Source organism: Rhizobium sp. KDH_Rht_773_N, from assembly GCF_052946295.1.
Genome location: NZ_JBRFNB010000002.1, coordinates 1030397 through 1046806, shown reverse-complemented (window position 1 = coordinate 1046806; position 16410 = coordinate 1030397). Strand labels below are relative to the sequence as shown.

The 16410-nt window shown below is 63.0% G+C and carries 14 protein-coding genes; 10 read left to right on the top strand and 4 right to left on the bottom strand.

Annotation, left to right across the window (positions count from 1 at the left end):
* The first annotated feature begins 9 nt into the window (after positions 1 to 9).
* Complete coding sequence (locus ACU8HS_RS26780) at positions 10 to 339, top strand: DUF6665 family protein (RefSeq protein WP_447016075.1); 330 nt, start codon at positions 10 to 12, stop codon at positions 337 to 339.
* Here the strand turns inward: ACU8HS_RS26780 and ACU8HS_RS26775 are convergent.
* Positions 326 to 1243 (bottom strand): LysR family transcriptional regulator, encoded by a 918-nt coding sequence (locus ACU8HS_RS26775; RefSeq protein ID WP_112757603.1) that lies wholly within the window; start codon positions 1241 to 1243, stop codon positions 326 to 328. The two genes, ACU8HS_RS26780 and ACU8HS_RS26775, sit on opposite strands and share 14 nt — an antisense overlap.
* A gap of 132 nt (positions 1244 to 1375) precedes the next feature.
* Here ACU8HS_RS26775 and ACU8HS_RS26770 point away from each other — a divergent pair, with 132 nt between their 5' ends.
* On the top strand, positions 1376 to 2194 hold the full coding sequence (locus ACU8HS_RS26770) for a class I SAM-dependent methyltransferase (RefSeq protein ID WP_447016074.1): 819 nt from the start codon (positions 1376 to 1378) through the stop codon (positions 2192 to 2194).
* Here ACU8HS_RS26770 and ACU8HS_RS26765 read toward each other — a convergent pair.
* Positions 2191 to 3519: an LLM class flavin-dependent oxidoreductase gene (locus ACU8HS_RS26765; protein ID WP_447016073.1), complete on the bottom strand. Its 1329-nt coding sequence runs from the start codon at positions 3517 to 3519 to the stop codon at positions 2191 to 2193. The two genes, ACU8HS_RS26770 and ACU8HS_RS26765, sit on opposite strands and share 4 nt — an antisense overlap.
* 310 nt (positions 3520 to 3829) lie before the next feature.
* Here ACU8HS_RS26765 and ACU8HS_RS26760 point away from each other — a divergent pair, with 310 nt between their 5' ends.
* On the top strand, positions 3830 to 5047 hold the full coding sequence (locus ACU8HS_RS26760) for an SfnB family sulfur acquisition oxidoreductase (protein ID WP_447016072.1): 1218 nt from the start codon (positions 3830 to 3832) through the stop codon (positions 5045 to 5047).
* Positions 5048 to 5120: 73 nt separating this feature from the next.
* On the opposite strand, the gene ACU8HS_RS26755 is transcribed toward ACU8HS_RS26760, so the two are convergent.
* Together ACU8HS_RS26755 and ACU8HS_RS26750 are read right to left on the bottom strand one after the other, a co-directional pair.
* A complete protein-coding gene (locus ACU8HS_RS26755) occupies positions 5121 to 6329 on the bottom strand; it encodes an acyl-CoA dehydrogenase family protein (RefSeq protein ID WP_447016071.1) in 1209 nt (402 codons plus the stop codon).
* A gap of 76 nt (positions 6330 to 6405) precedes the next feature.
* The gene (locus tag ACU8HS_RS26750) at positions 6406 to 7452 is read right to left on the bottom strand and encodes a substrate-binding domain-containing protein (protein ID WP_112757610.1); all 1047 of its coding nucleotides are present in this window, start codon (positions 7450 to 7452) and stop codon (positions 6406 to 6408) included.
* 234 nt (positions 7453 to 7686) lie between these two features.
* Here ACU8HS_RS26750 and ACU8HS_RS26745 point away from each other — a divergent pair, with 234 nt between their 5' ends.
* The 7 genes from ACU8HS_RS26745 to ACU8HS_RS26715 all read left to right on the top strand — a co-directional run bounded on the left by ACU8HS_RS26745 (position 7687) and on the right by ACU8HS_RS26715 (position 16382).
* Positions 7687 to 9171 (top strand): sugar ABC transporter ATP-binding protein, encoded by a 1485-nt coding sequence (locus tag ACU8HS_RS26745; protein ID WP_112572420.1) that lies wholly within the window; start codon positions 7687 to 7689, stop codon positions 9169 to 9171.
* Entirely contained in the window at positions 9168 to 10226 is a 1059-nt protein-coding gene (locus tag ACU8HS_RS26740; RefSeq protein WP_112757612.1) for an ABC transporter permease, read from the top strand. The genes ACU8HS_RS26745 and ACU8HS_RS26740 overlap by 4 nt, the downstream gene beginning before the upstream one ends.
* A 115-nt stretch (positions 10227 to 10341) precedes the next feature.
* A complete protein-coding gene (locus ACU8HS_RS26735) occupies positions 10342 to 11349 on the top strand; it encodes a sugar ABC transporter substrate-binding protein (protein ID WP_112757614.1) in 1008 nt (335 codons plus the stop codon).
* Between the two features lie 60 nt (positions 11350 to 11409).
* Positions 11410 to 12960 (top strand): sugar ABC transporter ATP-binding protein, encoded by a 1551-nt coding sequence (locus ACU8HS_RS26730; RefSeq protein ID WP_112757616.1) that lies wholly within the window; start codon positions 11410 to 11412, stop codon positions 12958 to 12960.
* A complete protein-coding gene (locus ACU8HS_RS26725) occupies positions 12950 to 13969 on the top strand; it encodes an ABC transporter permease (RefSeq protein WP_447016070.1) in 1020 nt (339 codons plus the stop codon). The genes ACU8HS_RS26730 and ACU8HS_RS26725 overlap by 11 nt, the downstream gene beginning before the upstream one ends.
* Position 13970: 1 nt before the next feature.
* Positions 13971 to 14948: an ABC transporter permease gene (locus ACU8HS_RS26720; RefSeq protein WP_112757618.1), complete on the top strand. Its 978-nt coding sequence runs from the start codon at positions 13971 to 13973 to the stop codon at positions 14946 to 14948.
* 33 nt (positions 14949 to 14981) lie between these two features.
* Positions 14982 to 16382: an LLM class flavin-dependent oxidoreductase gene (locus ACU8HS_RS26715; RefSeq protein ID WP_112572432.1), complete on the top strand. Its 1401-nt coding sequence runs from the start codon at positions 14982 to 14984 to the stop codon at positions 16380 to 16382.
* Positions 16383 to 16410 lie beyond the last annotated feature (28 nt).

Here is a 16410-nt window from a genome sequence, read left to right as displayed (position 1 = left end):
GGTCCTGCGATGAGCCTTCGCCCGCCGCAATCCTTCAGGCAGTCCTTTTCGGCCGCAGGCGGGGTGAACGTGCTCGAATACGAGCTCATGTCGGAGCGCGCGAGTTCGCTGGGACGAAACGGGCTGAAGGTCGAAGCGGCGCTCGCGGCTCTCAAGGCATGGAACCCCGATCGCCACAGTGCCGAACAGCGGGAGACGCTGGTCAACGAAGCATCCGACGCCGTCTGGGGGCTGTTCGTTCAGCGTGAGATCTGCGGGCTGCGCAACAACAAGGATATTATCCAGCGCTACGGCATCCCCGGCGAGGTGCTGGCGCGGGTTGGCGTCATCCGGAAATAACGGCCGCCCGATGATCTGCGGCTGGCGCCGGATGCGAGACGGCGAATGCGCGTGCCTCCTTCTCCAGCCATTCGCAGAAGAGCGAGGATTTGCGGTTTCGCCTTGCACGGCGCAGCGCCACATATTCATGACCGCTTTCCAGAAAGCCGTGCGGCGCCACCAGTCTGCCAAAGCGGATATCATCCGTCACATAGGGCCAGGGCACGACGCAGACGCCGAGCCCGGCATTGGCTGCCTCCAGCATGAAATAGAAATGCTCATATTCCACGCGGCCGCCCGCTTCGGCGGCAACGCCTGAACGCGCGAGCCAATCGCCCCAGGCGCGCAGACGGCTGCGGGTATGAAGCCGGGCCGCACCGGTGAAACGCGGGCCGACCGTCTCGGCGAGCGAGGGGGACAGGACGGGACCGGTCTGCTCCGGAAAAAGCGGAATGACCTCCGCCCCGGCTGGCCAGGGCGCGGTTCCGACGCGGATGGCGACATCGAAACTGTCGCGGGCAAAATCCACCGGGCGCGAGGAGGCGGTCAGGCGCACCTCGATATCGGGATATTCCGCCTGGAACCGGTAGAGCCGCGGAATGAGCCAGCGCATGGTGAACGTTCCGGGGCAGGACACGTCGAGCGCACCGTCCTCGGTATCGGCGACCGCGCGGACGGAAGTGTCGATCTGATCGAAAGCGGCATTGAGGCCGGACAGCAGCGTCGTGCCGGCCTCGGTCAGACGCAACCTGTTCTTCGGCCCTTCGAACAGGGGAACGCCGAGTACATCTTCGAGATGCTGGATCTGGCGGCTGACGGCGCTATGGGTGACGTTGAGCTCATCGGCAGCAAGCGTCATGCGCCCGAGACGACCGGCCGCCTCGAAAGCGCGAAGAGCATTGAGCGATGGGATACGGCGAGCCATGTGCGTTTTCCGAACAATCTTTGTTCGATCATATCGGTTTTCAGGCTGCGTTCCATAGTGTTTCTTGCAGCCATCGAATTACCGAATGCCATTTCAGGAACAAAAAACGCCGGGCTGCAATGCGCTCCGGCAATGAAGAAACTTTGCCTTTTGAAAGAATCATGGAGATTGACCGTGAATAGCAGACACAGTGACGGAAGTGCAGGTGACGCCAACTACGGCGTGATCGGCAGGAACTACACCAGATACCGCCAGCCCGACCCGCATATCGCCGAGTTCATCCGCGCCGCCCTTGGCAATGCCGAGACCGTGCTGAATGTCGGCGCCGGCGCCGGCTCCTACGAGCCGATCGACCGGAAGGTCACGCCTGTCGAACCCTCGGCCTCGATGCGTGCGCAGCGACCGGCGCATCTGCCGGAAGCGATCGATGCGACCGCAGAAAAACTGCCGTTCGCCGACCAATCCTTCGATGCGAGCATGGCGACCTTTACCGTGCATCAATGGTCGGATCTCAAGGCCGGCCTCACGGAAATGCGCCGCGTTTCGCGCGGGCCTGTGCTGGTCCTGAGTTGCGATCCCAACGAACTGAAACGGTCCTGGCTGTTCGACTATGCGCCCGAGATGATCGCGGTCGAGGCGAGCCGCTATCCGGCCATGCAGACCATTGCCTATCATCTCGGCGGCACTGTCGAAATATTGCCGGTGCCGATCCCGTTGACCTGCGTCGATGGGTTCGGCGAGGCCTATTACGGCCGGCCCGAACTTATACTTGATCCCGGCGCGCGGCTTGCCAACTCGGCCTGGAGCTTTGTCGATCCATCGGTCGGCGAGCGTTTCGCGGCCGAACTCGGCCGCGATCTCAAGGAGGGCACATGGGATGCACGCTACGGGCATCTGCGCACACAGCCCTTCTTCGAAGGCTCGCTGCGCCTGATCGTCGCGAGGCCCTAGCGAAAGAAACGGTTCTCCGGCCGCGGCAGGCCGAGATGTTCGCGCAGCGTCGTGCCCTCGTACTCCCTACGGAACAGGCCACGGCGCTGCAACTCGGGCACCAGGCGCGCGGTCACGTCGTCGAGCCCTTGCGGCAGATAGGGGAAGACGACGTTGAAACCGTCGGAGCCCTCTTCGTCCAGCCAGCGCTCCATCTCGTCGGCAATGCTTGCGGGCGTGCCGACAAAGGCAAGGCCGGAATAACCGCCGTAGCGCTGGGCGAGCTGGCGGACGGTGAGGCCTTCCTCCTGGGCCAGCTTGATGACCTGGGCGCGGCCCGTCTTGCTGGCATTGGTGTCGGGAATATCCTTGGGCAGCGGCGCATCCGGATCGAAGCCGGAGGCATCATGACCGAGCGCGATCGACAGCGAGGCGATGGCGCTGTCATAGTGAACGAGGCTGTCGAGCGCGAGGCGCTTGGCGCGCGCCTCCTCGATACTGTCGCCGATGACGACGAAAGCGGCGGGAAGCAGTTTCAGATGGTCGCGGTTGCGGCCGACAGCCTGCATCCGCCCCTTGATATCGGCATAAAGCGCCTTGCCGCCGTCGAGATCGCGCGGCGAACAGAAGACCACTTCCGCCGTTTCGGCGGCCAGCTGGCGGCCGGGATCCGACTGGCCGGCCTGCACGATGACGGGCCAGCCCTGAACGGGCCGGGCAATGTTCAACGGCCCGCACACGCTCAGTTCTTCACCCTTGTGGTTCAACACGTGCATTTTTTCGGGATCGAAATAAATTCCCGTCTCGCGATCACGGATGAAGGCGTCATCGGCAAAACTGTCCCACAGGCCGGTGACGACATCGTAGAATTCCCGCGCCCGCTTGTAGCGCTCGCCATGTTCCACATGCTCGTCGAGGCCGAAATTCAAGGCGGCGTCAGGATTGGATGTGGTGACGATGTTCCAGGCTGCGCGACCATTGCTGATGTGATCGAGCGAAGCGAAGCGGCGGGCGACGTGGTAGGGCTCGTCGAAGGTCGTCGACGCCGTTGCTGCCAGCCCTATCCTCTCGGTGACGGCGGCCAGAGCCGAAAGCAGGGTAAAGGGCTCGAAGGAGGTTACGGTATGGCTGCGCTTCAGCGCCTCGACCGGCATATTGAGCACCGCCAGGTGATCTGCCATGAAGAAGGCGTCGAACTTCGCGGCCTCAAGCTTCTGCGCGAAGGACTTGAGATGCGCGAAATTGAAATTGGCATCCGGATAGGAACCCGGATAGCGCCATGCGCCGGTATGCAAGCTGACGGGACGCATGAAGGCGCCGAGGCGCAACTGCCGTGAACGGGTCATGTTTTTCCTCATGGATCTGGGCGAAGCGGCCGCCTGCCCTCTGCTGAACGCTGATGCCGGAATGACGCATGCTTGGGGTTAGTTAGGCGTTCGCACGCCGCTATTCGAGATTGGCTTGGCTTTTTCCGGCGGCAATTTCATCGGCAGGACGGTCAATTCCCGGTGAAATGGATAGGGGCAGAGGTTAGCTGCCGGCCCGCGCATTCGATAAGCAAGCACGTTTCATTTTCCATCACATCTATAGAATTTATAATCTTACATCCCGTGTCGATTTCTTTCACCCATATCACGGTCAGAACTGGAGAGATCGATGACGACCGTGCTCAGGCAACAAGACCAGATCCGGCCCGTGGCCGCCCGCATTGCCAGCGATGAGGAAGCGCTTGAAACCGCACGCAGGCTTGCAAGGCAGTTTGCCGCCACGGCCGCCACGCGGGACGCGGAGCGCCGGCTGCCCTTCGCCGAACTCGACACGCTGGCGCAATCCGGCCTGCTGGCAATTGCCGTGCCCGCGCAATATGGCGGGCTCGATGTCTCGAATGCCGTACTGGCTGAAGTGACCGCAATTCTGGCCGAAGCCGACGGCTCGATCGGCCAGATCCCGCAAAACCATTTCTACATTCTGGAGGCTCTGCGCACCGACGGCAGCGAGGAGCAGAAGCGCTATTTCTTCGGCCGGGCACTTGCCGGCGATCGTTTCGGCAATGCTCTTTCGGAGCGCGGCACCAAGACCGTCGGCCACTACAATACCCGCATCGTCAGGGACGGTCCCGGCTACCGCATCAACGGCACGAAATATTACTCGACGGGCGTCCTGTTTGCCGACTGGGTCACGGTCTTCGCGCTTGACGAGGAAGACCGGCTAGTCATGGCCTTCGTGCCGAAGGGAACCGAGGGTGTCGAGATCATCGATGACTGGGACGGCTTCGGCCAGCGTACGACGGGCAGCGGCACGACGATCATCAACAATGTCTATGTCCACGCCGATTCCGTCGTCCGCCATCACAAAGGCTTCGAGCGGCCGACGACGATCGGCTCCGTCGGCCAGATCGTCCATGCCGGCATCGATCTTGGCATCGCGCGGGCAGCGTTTGCCGAAACGCTCGAATTCGTGCGGACCAAATCGCGCCCGTGGATGGACAGCGGCGTGGAACGCGCCGCCGACGATCCGCTGACGGTCTCGAAGATCGGGCAGATCGCCATCCGGCTGGACGCTGCAACGGCGCTGCTGGAACGCGCCGGCCGCAAGGTCGATGCGGCCCAGATAGAGACGACGGAAAAGACCGTCGTCGAAGCCACGCTTGCTGTCGCTGCCGCCAAGGTGCTGACGACCGAAATCGCCATCGAGGCGACCAATACGCTCTTCGAACTTGCCGGAACCTCCGCCGTCAAGGCCGAGCTCAATCTCGACCGGCACTGGCGCAATGCACGCACCCACACGCTGCACGATCCCGTGCGCTGGAAGTACCACGTTGTCGGCAATTACCATCTGAACGGCATCATCCCCCCGAAGAACGGCGCGCTCTGAACCTTCTCCTCAAACTGAAAACCCCATTTCCGTCACCGGAAATGGGGTTCCTTTTCGTCCATCCTCCAGGGTGTCAGCTGTAGAGGCTGACTTCGGGGATCTTGTCGTTCAGCACGAATTCGCCGACTTCCTTGGCTTTGTAAAAGACCGGGTCGTGCAGCGTGTGGGTGCGCACATTGCGCCAGAACCGGTCGAAGCGGTATTTTTCCGCCGTGGAGCGTGCGCCGGTCAGTTCGAAGACGCGGGAGGTGATGTCGAGCGAAACGTGGGTGGCATGCACCTTGGCCGCGTAAGCTTCAGCCGCCGCCTCGCCGCGTTCACGCGCCGTGACGGCATGGCCCTTTGCAAGCCCTGCCTGAACGGCAGCCGCTGCCGCATCCGCCAGGGCGACGGAAGCTTTCAACGCGGCGATGAATTCACCGACGCGTTCGAGGATATAGGGATCGTCTGCAGCCCGCTCGACGCCGGACGTGACCCACGGTCGGGTCGTCGTGCGCACATAATCGATCGCGGCCTGGAGCGCGCCTTCGGCGCTGCCGAGATAGAAATTGACGAAGACGAGCTGGATGAGTGGCGTGTTGAAGGTGGAAAGCACCGGCGGGGCGGCATCGGGAGCAGCCGGCGCGCCTACGAAATCCTCCTCATAGACAGGGAAATCGTGGAATTCGACACTGCCGCTGTCGGAGAGCCGCTGGCCGAAATTGTCCCAATCGTCATTTGCCTGATAGCCGGGCCGGTTGGTCGGGACGGCGAAGCCGACGATCTTGTCGCCAAGGCTCGCATTGGCGTTGATGTAGTCCGAGACATGGGCAGCGGTGGAGAAGGACTTGCGTCCGTTCAGCACGTAGCCGTTACCGCGACGGGTAAGCGCGAGGCCCGGATCACGCGGATTGACGGCGGCACCCCAATAGAGGTTTTTCGCAACGGTTTCGGAACCCAGCGTATGGGCGCGGGTTTCCTCGAGCGCCCAGTAGACATACTGGCTGTTGACGAAGTGATAGCCGAGCAGCTGACCGATCGAACTTTCGCCGCGTGCAAGGATGCGCACGAGCCGCAGGCCGTCCACCCAGTCGAGCCCGCCGCCGCCGATCTTCTGATCGTGCAGGGCGTTCAGCAGGCCGGCATTCTTCAGCTTGACGATTTCGGCAAGCGGCGGGCGACCCTCGCGGTCGAGTTCGGCGGCGCGGCTGGAAAGATCGGCCGCGATCTCCTCGGCACGGGCAAAGAGGTCCTTTCGCGTCGTGCTGCGATTGGTCGCGAAGACGACATTGGACTGGCTCATAGGTCGAAACTCCGGTTTCTGGAAATGGGGCCGGCGGGGGCCGCACAACCCCCGCCGGAAGATCGAGGCAGGCAGCTTAGAAAAGCTTGTCCGGAATCCAGCTCGCGGTTGCCGCGTCGCTTGTGCTGAAGGCCGGGATCTTCTGCGCCAGGTCCTCGATCGTCTTGACGCCGGCCGCGCGCAGGCTTTCCTGCGTGAGCAACGTCGGCTTGACTGTGATCTGATGGGGAATGTCCTGCCCGGCGATCTGCAGGGCGGCGGCGCGAACGGAGACCGCACCGACGACGGCCGGGTTGGTGGCGACGGTGGCAACCCACGGGCTACCCTCTTCCGTGATCTCCTGAATGTCGGCGGTCGAGACGTCGGCCGAATAGATCTTCAGCTTGCCGGCAATCCCGAGATCGTTGGCGGCAAGCTTTACGCCGCGGGCAAACTCGTCATAGGGCGCGAAGACGACGCTGATATCGGGATTGGCGGTCAGGGCAGCCTTGGCCTGATCGGCCGTCGAAGTTGCCGTCGTGTCGCTGACATTGCCGAAGCGAGCCTTTTCAACGACGCCGGAATTCTCCGACTTGAACTTCTCCCAGACCTCGTTGCGGCGGTCGAGCGGCGCGAAGCCGGCGACATAGACATAACCGGCCTTGAAGCTCTTGCCGTTGTCCTTCACCACCTGTTCGAGACCGAGCTGAGCAAGTTCATGGTCGCTCTGCTCCACCTGCGGCACCTTGGGATTGTTGAGGTTGACGTCGAAGGCGACGACCTTGATGCCCTTGTCCAGCGCCTGCTGGACGACATCGCCGAGCGATTCCGGCAGGCCGTGATCGACGACGATGCCGGCGACGCCGAGATTGATCGCCTGCAGGATCTGCTCACGCTGCTCGGCAGCATCTTGTCGGCCGGGGAAGACACGCAGATCGATGTCCAGTGCCTTGGCCTGTGCTTCCGCACCAGCCTGATAGGCCTGGAAGAAGTCGCCCGCCGAGATATAGCTGATCAGCGCCACCTTGACGCCGCCCTTGTCGAAGGGGGCCGGAGCGCCGCTGAGGCCGCCCGCGAGGGAGGTCTGATAGAGGGTGAAAGAAATAGCGGCTGCAGAGAGCGCCAGGCGTGCGAGGGATTTCATCGTCGCGATCCTCCAGTCAATCGGGAGCGTCGTCTGACAGGTTGGCAGCTCCCCGCGACGCATGAAGTTATTAGATATAAACTCTATGTTTTTAGTAGATTTAATGATCCGATTTTTGCGGATTCAGGAGATTCTTTGTTCCCATCGCCATGCGACCGCGGCAAAGGCTTGCCTCGCAGTTCGGGCATTCGTCGGGTCAATATTGCCGCTCGAAAGCCGACCCGGATATGCCCGATGCCGCTCCTTCATGTTGATAATGTTACCCGCAGTTTCGGGTCTACGCATGCGCTTTCGGGCGCCCATTTCTCTATCGAGAGAGGTGAGATCGTCGCGCTGATGGGCGCCAACGGTGCCGGCAAATCGACCCTGGTGAAGATAGTCTCGGGCGTGCTTGCGGCTGATGGCGGCACGATCAGCCTGAACGGCCAGCCCTTCTCCCCCAAAACGCCATCCGAGGCGGCAAAGGCCGGCGTCGTCACCGTGCACCAGTCCACCGACCTTGTCGGGGCGGCGGGGCTGACGGTTGCCGACACCTTGCTACTGCATCGCTTCGCCGAGGGCAGCACGCCCTTCTTTCTCTCCCGGGCGAGCGTGCGGCGCGACGCGCAGGCCATGCTCGCAGCTGCCGGCTTTTCGCTGCCGCTTGACGCGGATTTCGGCGATCTGACCGCTGCCGACCGGCAGCTCGTCGCCATCGCCCGGGCGCTTGCCAACAGGGCCGAGCTGCTGATTCTCGACGAACCGACCGCAAGCCTTTCGGCAGACGAGAGCCGCCGCCTGTTCGACATCCTGCTCGGCCTCAAGGCGCAGGGCCTTGCGATCCTCTATATTTCCCACCGGACCGCCGACCTGGAAGCGATCGCCGATCGGGCGCTCGTCATGCGCGGCGGCCGCATCGTCGGCAGCTTCAACCGGCCGATCGATTTTTCCAGCGCCATCCAGACGATGATCGGTCGCAGGCTCGAAGCGGCACGACCGGACGCGCGCGGGACGACGGGTTCGGCTGTTTTCGAAATGCGCGGCATTCGTCTTCTGCAGTCGAGCGCACCCTTCGATCTGACACTGCACGAGGGCGAAGTTGTTGCCGTCACCGGCGTACTCGGCGCCGGCAAAAGCGGCCTGCTATCGGCAATCTTCGGCGTTCGCGATCTTGCCGCAGGCACGATGCGGCTCGATGGCAAACCGCACAGGCCGAGATCGCCGGCTGCGGCAATTGCCGCGGGCGTCGCCATGGCCGCAGAAGATCGCCATCGCTCCTCGCTGATGCCGGCCGCATGGCCGGGCAATTCGCTCGCCGCCACCATCAGCCTGCCGCATCTTGCCAAATGGTATCCGACCGGTCTGCTTTTCGGCGGCCGCGAGCGACGCGAGGCGGAACAGGCGATATCCCGGCTCGGCATCAAGGCCGCCGGTCCGTCCGCCTCCATCTGGACATTGTCGGGCGGCAACCAGCAGAAAACGGTGATCGCGCGGTGGGAGGCGGAGCCAAGTCGGCTGCTGCTGCTCGACGAGCCATTCCAGGGCGTCGATGTCGGCGCCCGCCACGACATCATCCAGGCGATCCGGGCGCGCACCGACCGCGCGACGCTGATCGCCACATCCGATCCCGAAGAGGCCTATGAGGTCGCCGACCGCATCCTGACGATCGACCATCACAGCTTGCTGCCTGACGTGATCGAAACCGCCGCCGCCTTACCCCGACAGGAATTTTCCGCATGACGACAATCGACGAGGAGGCTCGGCCAAAGGCAGGCTCCACCCCGCAGCGCCGTAGCCAGGGTACCCGTATTCCAGCACTCGGCAGCTTTCTGCGCGCCGGCGCGGTGTTCATCCTGCTTGGACTGATGATGATCGGCTTTACCATCGCCCAGCCGGCCTTCATCAATATCGGCAACCTGATGAGCATCCTGCAGGCCGTGTCCGTTGTGGCGATCCTCGGCGCCGGGGTGACAGTGACGCTTGCCGTCGGCGGCTTCGATCTCTCGATCGGTGCGGTGGCGGCCTCCAGCGTCATGGCCGCGAGCTATGCGATGATCGTCTGGCATCTCGATGTTTTCGCGACCGTGCCGCTGGTGCTTGCCTTCGGCGCCGCGGTCGGTCTCGTCAACGCCGTGCTTATCGTGCGCCTGCGTGTGCCGGATCTCCTGGCGACACTCGCCATGATGTTCCTGCTGTCGGGCCTGCAGCTCATTCCGACAGCCGGGCGGTCGATCTCAGCGGGCCTTGTCCTGCCCGACGGGTCCAAGGCGACCGGCGCCTATGACCCGGCCTTCCTGCTCATCGGCCGTTACAGCCTGTTTGCCACCCTGCCCGTTTCCGTCATGTTGATGGCGGTCGTCGCGCTTGCCCTTTTTGTGCTGACCGAGCGCACCCGCATCGGCCGGCTGCTCTTTGCTACCGGCGGCAATGAGGTGGCGACACGGCTTGCCGGCGCGTCCACGACGCGGCTGAAGGCGCTCGCCTATGTCATCTCCGGAACGCTCGCCGCCCTTGGCGGAATCGTGATCGCCGCCCGCGTCGGGCGCGGCGACGTCTCCTCCGGCGGCTCGCTGCTGATGGACTCGGTTGCCGCCGCCCTGATCGGTTTTGCCGTTCTCAACCTGCGCCGCCCCAACGTGCTCGGCACTGTCGCCGGCGCTGTCTTCGTCGGCGTGCTGCTGAACGGCCTGACGATGCTGAACGCTCCCTATTACACGCAGGACTTCGTCAAGGGCGCAGTGCTCGTTGGAGCGCTGGCGCTGACTTATGGGCTCGGCCGCAACAGCGATCGCTGACGGCGCGATTTGGCTTCTGAAAATTTCCTGCGACCGCGTGCTTTTGGAAAAACGTACCTCTTATGCGCCTTAAATCTATATAGTTTATAGATTATCAAATCGAGAGGGTATCACCATGAATGACGGACTTGAAGGCGGCTTCGGACGCCGTGAAATCTTGAAACTTGCGGCTGTTGCCGGTGCGACCTTCGCGGGTGCAAGCATGCTGACCGCACCTGCAAGAGCCGAAGACGAGGGGCTTTCGCTGAAGGGCAAGCGCATCGCCATCAGCGCCACCGGCACGGACCACTATTTCGATCTGCAGGTCTATAACGCCCAGATCGAAGAGGTGAAGCGGCTCGGCGGCGAGCCGATCGCCGTCGATGCCGGCCGCAACGACGGCAAGCTGATCGCCCAGCTTCAGACGCTCGTTGCCCAGAAGCCGGATGCGCTCGTCCAGATCCTCGGCACGCTCAGCGTCATCGATCCCTGGCTGAAGAAGGCTCGCGACGCCGGCATTCCGGTTCTGACCGTCGATGTCGGCTCGACCAACTCGATCAACAATACGACATCGGACAATTGGGGCATCGGCAAGGATCTCGCCCTGCAGCTCGTTTCCGATATCGGCGGCGAAGGCAATATCGTCGTCTTCAACGGCTTCTATGGCGTCACGCCCTGCGCCATCCGCTACGACCAGCTCGTCAACGTCGTCAAGTATTTCCCGAAGGTGAAAATCATCCAGCCGGAACTGCGTGACGTCATTCCGAACACGGTGCAGGACGCCTTCACGCAGATCACCGCGATCCTCAACAAATATCCGGACAAGGGCTCGATCAAGGCCGTCTGGTCCGCCTGGGATATTCCGCAGCTCGGCGCAACGCAGGCGATCGCCGCCGCCGGCCGCAACGAGATCCGCACCTATGGCGTCGACGGCAGCCCGGAGGTTCTTCAGCTTGTCGCCGACAAGAACTCGCCGGCAGGCGCCGATGCCGCCCAGCAGCCGGCGGAGATCGGCCGTGTCGCGGTCCGCAACGTCGCCAGGCTGCTCGCCGGCCAGACGCTGCCACGCGAGACCTACGTGCCGGCGCTGCTCGCCAACAAGGAAAACGTCTCCGAGATCATCAAGAAGCTCGGCATCGGCTGATACCAAGGCGGGCCTTGCGGCTGGTGCCGCAGGGTCCGCATATCCCCGGAAAGCGGCATCATGACTGCACCCATACCAACGCAGGCGACCGACAATGGCGATGTCGTCATTCGCTTCGAGCGCATCGTCAAGCGCTTCGGCGGCGCCCAGGCGCTCGCCGGCGCATCGCTTGCCATACGCCGCGGCACCGTGCACGGACTCGTCGGACAGAACGGCGCCGGCAAGTCGACGCTGATCAAACTGCTTGCCGGGCTGCATGTCGCAGGCGAGGGTACGATTGAAATCGAAGGCAAGGCCTATGACCGGCTGACACCGCACCTCAACGAAGAGCTCGGCATCCATTTCATCCATCAGGACAGGCTCCTGGTTCCGACATTCACGGTTGGCGAAGCCCTGTTTCTCGGTCGCGAGACGCGGCTTGCGGGAACACCCTTCCTGGACCGCCGGGCGATGCAGAAACGCGCCGGCGAGCTGCTGACCAACTACTTCGGGGTCAATCTGCCAAAGAACGCGCTCATCGGTGAGCTATCGACCGCCGAAAGGCAGATCGTCCAGATCACGCGCGCCTTGCTGCACCAGCCGAAAGTTCTCGTCTTCGACGAGCCGACCGCTGCCCTCGTGCGGCGCGAGGCTGACATCCTCTTCCGCCTGATCCGCCGGCTGCGCGACGAGGGCGTGACTATCATCTACATCTCGCACTATCTCAACGAGATCGAGGAACTGTGCGATCACGTCACCGTGCTGCGCAACGGTCGGGATGTCGCGTCGTTGCCGATTGCCGAAACCTCGGCCAAGGCGATCGCCAGCCTGATGATCGAGCGTGACATCGCCGAGATGTTTCCCAAGCGTCAGGTCGACCGCGGCGAAGCGATCCTGAACGTCCGGCGGCTGTCAGCACCCAACCGGTTTGACGATGTCAGTTTCAGCCTGCACCGCGGCGAGGTGCTCGGCATCACCGGCCTCCTCGGCTCAGGTGCCAAGGACCTGATCCGTGCGCTGTTCGGTCTGGAACAGGCCGCAAGCGGTGAGATCGAAATCGAAGGACAGGCAGCACAGCCGCGCAGCCCGGCAAGGGCCGTCGATCGCCGGCTTGCCCTCGTTCCCGAAGACCGGCGCGGACATGGCGTCGGCCTCGATCTCAGCGTGACCGAGAACGTCACCCTTCCGAGCCTTGCCCGCTACAGCCGTTTCGGCTTCCTCGATCGCAAGCGCGAACGTGCCGATACCGAAGATCTGATCAAGCGGCTGCAGATCAAGACGGCCGGACGCGATGCGCTGGTCCGCACGCTCTCCGGCGGCAATCAGCAGAAGGTGGCGATTGCCAAATGGCTGGGCCGCCAGTCGGAAATCTATCTGCTGGACGAGCCGACCGTCGGTGTCGATATCGGCTCGAAAGTCGAGATCTATGCGCTGATCGGCGAACTGGCCGCGCGCGGGGCCGGCGTCATCGTCCTCTCCTCCGACCTGCCGGAACTTGTCGGCATTACCGACAGGATTCTCGTGTTCTTCCGCGGCCGGCTGATCCGCGAGCTCGATTCCTCGAAAACCACAACGGATGAAGTCCTGTCGATCTCAACAGGCGCTTCGGAAGGATTGCGCCATGTCGGCTGACGTTCATTTCGCGCCTCTTCCCGCCGCTCCCTTGGAATCGGCATCGCAATCGAAGGGCGCGGCGGCGGTTGCCGTGCTCCGCTTCGGCTCGCTGCTGGCCTTTGCCGCCATCCTTGTCGTGTTCTCCCTGACGGCGCCCTATTTCCTCTCGGTCGGCAATATCGGCAACGTTCTCGGCCAGTCCGCCATCTCCGGCGTATTGGCGATCGGCCTGACGGTGGTGCTGATTGCCGGCGGCTCGAATGTCGTTACCGGTGGCATCGACCTGTCGCTGGCAGCCAATATGGGCCTGAGTGCCGCAGTCTATGCGACGCTGATCCAGCTCGGTTACGGCGACGCGACAGCGGCGGCAGCCACCTTGCTGACGGGGCTAACGATCGGGGCGGTGAACGCTGTCGCCGTCGTGCTCGCGGGCATCGTGCCGCTGCTTGCAACGCTTGCGGTCATGAATGTCGTTGCAGGGCTCGAACTTGTCCTGACGCAGAATACAGTCGTGCCCGCGTCCACCGATTTCCTCACCGCGGTTTCCACCTCCGACGGTTTCGGCATTCCCGTTCTCGCCTATGTGCTGATCGGCTTTACCGCGATTGCGACAGCTATCGTGCAGCATACGCCGGTCGGGCTCCGGCTCTATGCCGTCGGCGAATTTCCGGACGCGGCACGCGCCGCCGGCCTGCCGCTCAAGCGGCTGCTTGCCGGCGCCTTCATTGCCAGCGGGCTCTGCGGCGGTTTTGCCGGCATTCTCTCGGTCTCCTATCTCAGCGGCAGTACGACCGGTTCGGGCGAGGCGCTGCTGCCGGTCGTCGTCATCGCGCTGCTCGGCTCGGTCTTTTCACGCCGGCTGGTGCCGACCGTTCCGGGAACGCTGATATCGGCACTGTTCGTCGGCTTCCTCACCAACGGCTTCCAGCTCCTGAACCTGCCGAGCACGCTCGTCAGCGGTGTGCAGGGCCTTCTCATCCTGATCGTCGTGTCGGCCACGACATTGTTGCGCAAGCGGGAGATCTGACATGTCCGCCTCGATTTCAGCCGGACGCTCGCTTACCGGCTTCGCACGTTTTGGACTGATCGTGGCCCTCGTCGTGGTCTTCTCCGTCTTCTCGATCCTGACGCCGACCTTTCTGACGCCGGGCAATCTGCAGAGCATTCTCGTCAACAATTTCACGCTGCTTGCCATCGTCTCGATTGCGATGACTTTCGCAGTCTCTGCGGGCGGCATCGATTTGTCGGTCGGCACCGCCGTCGATTTTGCAAGCTTTGCCTTCGTCTCGCTCGTTCTGGCCGGACAGCCGGTGCCGCTGGCACTGCTTGCCGGCCTTGCAGCCGGCGCGCTGGTCGGCGCGTTTAACGCCGTTCTCGTGTCCGTGATCGGCGTCGCACCCTTCCTCGCAACGCTCGGCACTTTGTTTATCGGCCGCAGCGTCCAGCAATTGCTGACCAATGGCGGCAATCCGGTCTACCTGCCGCCCTCGGGTGTGCCGGAAGCCTTCCGGTTCCTCGGCCACGGCACGATCGCCAATGTCCCCGTGCCTCTGGGGATCGCCGCCATCGTCATTGCGGGTGCCGCCGCCGTGCTCACCTGGACCCGTTTCGGCCGCATGGTGATCTCGATCGGCATCCAGCCGAGCGTCGTGCGCTATTCCGGCATCGGCCTCGGCGCCCCTGTTGCCGCCACCTTCATTCTCGCCGGACTGATTGCCGCCGTTGCCGGCCTGATTCTGACGGCGACTGTGACCGTCTACATCCCCTCTTCCGGCAATGCGTTCCTGCTCAACGCCATCGGCGCCACCTTCATCGGCACGACGCTGTCGCCGCTCGGCCGACCCAATATCCTCGGCACCGTTCTTGGCGTCCTGCTGCTCAGCATCGTCGCCAACGGCCTCTTGCTGACAGGCCTCAATTTCTACTGGCAGCAGGTCGGCACTGGCACGCTCATCTTCGCCGTTCTCGCCTTCAGCTTCATCAACAGGAAAACCGTCGGCGCTTGAACCGCGCCTCGCCGACAACGCAGGAAGAATGACATGACCCGTGAAATCAGGCTCAACGCCTTCGACATGAATTGCGTCGGACACCAGTCGCCGGGCCTCTGGCGCCATCCGCGCGACAAGTCCTGGACCTACAAGGATCTCGATTACTGGGTGCATCTCGCCAAGACGCTGGAGCGTGGTAAGTTCGACGGTCTCTTCATCGCCGACGTGCTCGGGGTCTATGACGTGCTGAACGGCAATGTCGAGGCAGCACTCCGCCATTCGGCGCAGGTGCCGGTCAACGATCCGCTGCAGCTCATCCCGACCATGGCCTATGAGACCGAACATCTCGGTTTCGGGCTGACGGCCTCGCTCTCCTTCGAGCACCCCTATACGTTCGCAAGGCGCATCTCGACGCTCGATCATCTGACCAGGGGTCGTGTTGGCTGGAACATCGTCACCTCCTATCTGAACAGCGGCGCACTCAATATCGGCCAGGCCGCGCAAACCAACCACGACGACCGCTATGATCTCGCCGACGAATATCTCGAGGTCTGCTACAAGCTCTGGGAAGGAAGCTGGGAGGACGATGCCGTCGTGCGCGACCGCGAAACCGGCATCTTCACGCATCCGGAAAAGGTCCATCCGATCAACCATTCCGGCAAGTATTTCACCGTTCCCGGCATTCACCTGAGCGAGCCCTCGCCGCAGCGCACGCCCGTGCTCTATCAGGCCGGCGCTTCCAGCCGCGGCAAGGATTTTGCCGGCGCGCATGCCGAATGCATCTTCGTTGCGGCGCCCTCCAAGGCGGTGTTGAAGCGCTATGTCGCCAATGTCCGCCAGGCCGCCGAACGGCTTGGCCGCAACCCGCGCGAAATTCTCGCCTTCAACCTGCAGACCGTCGTGCTCGGCGAAACGGATGCCGAAGCGCAGCGCAAATTCAACGAATACCGCCAATACGCCTCGTTCGAAGGCGCCCTGACGCTGATATCAGGCTGGACGGGAATCGATTTCGGCCAGTTCGGCCCGGACGAGGTGCTTCGCCACCGCTATACGAATGCGGTGCAATCGGCCGTCGAAACCTTCACGACCATCGATCCCAGCAAGGAATGGACGGTGCGCGAAATGGCCGATTGGGTCGGCGTCGGCGGCTTCGGCCCGGTCTTCGTCGGCTCGCCGTCAACCGTCGCCGATCTCATGCAGGAATGGGTGGAGGATACCGATGTCGACGGTTTCAACCTTGCCTACGCGGTGACGCCGGAAAGCTTCGAGGACACCGTCGATCTGCTCGTGCCGGAGCTACAGAAGCGCGGCGTCTACAAGACCGAATACCGGCAGGGTACGCTGCGCGAAAAGCTCGGTGCTGCAGGGCCGCGGCTGGTCGCCCCGCATCCGGGAGCATCCTACCGCAACCTCGGCATCGAAGCGCCGCGGCTCGCCGTCGGCGGCCGCTGAAAAATAATGGCTGGGTGACAAAAAATAT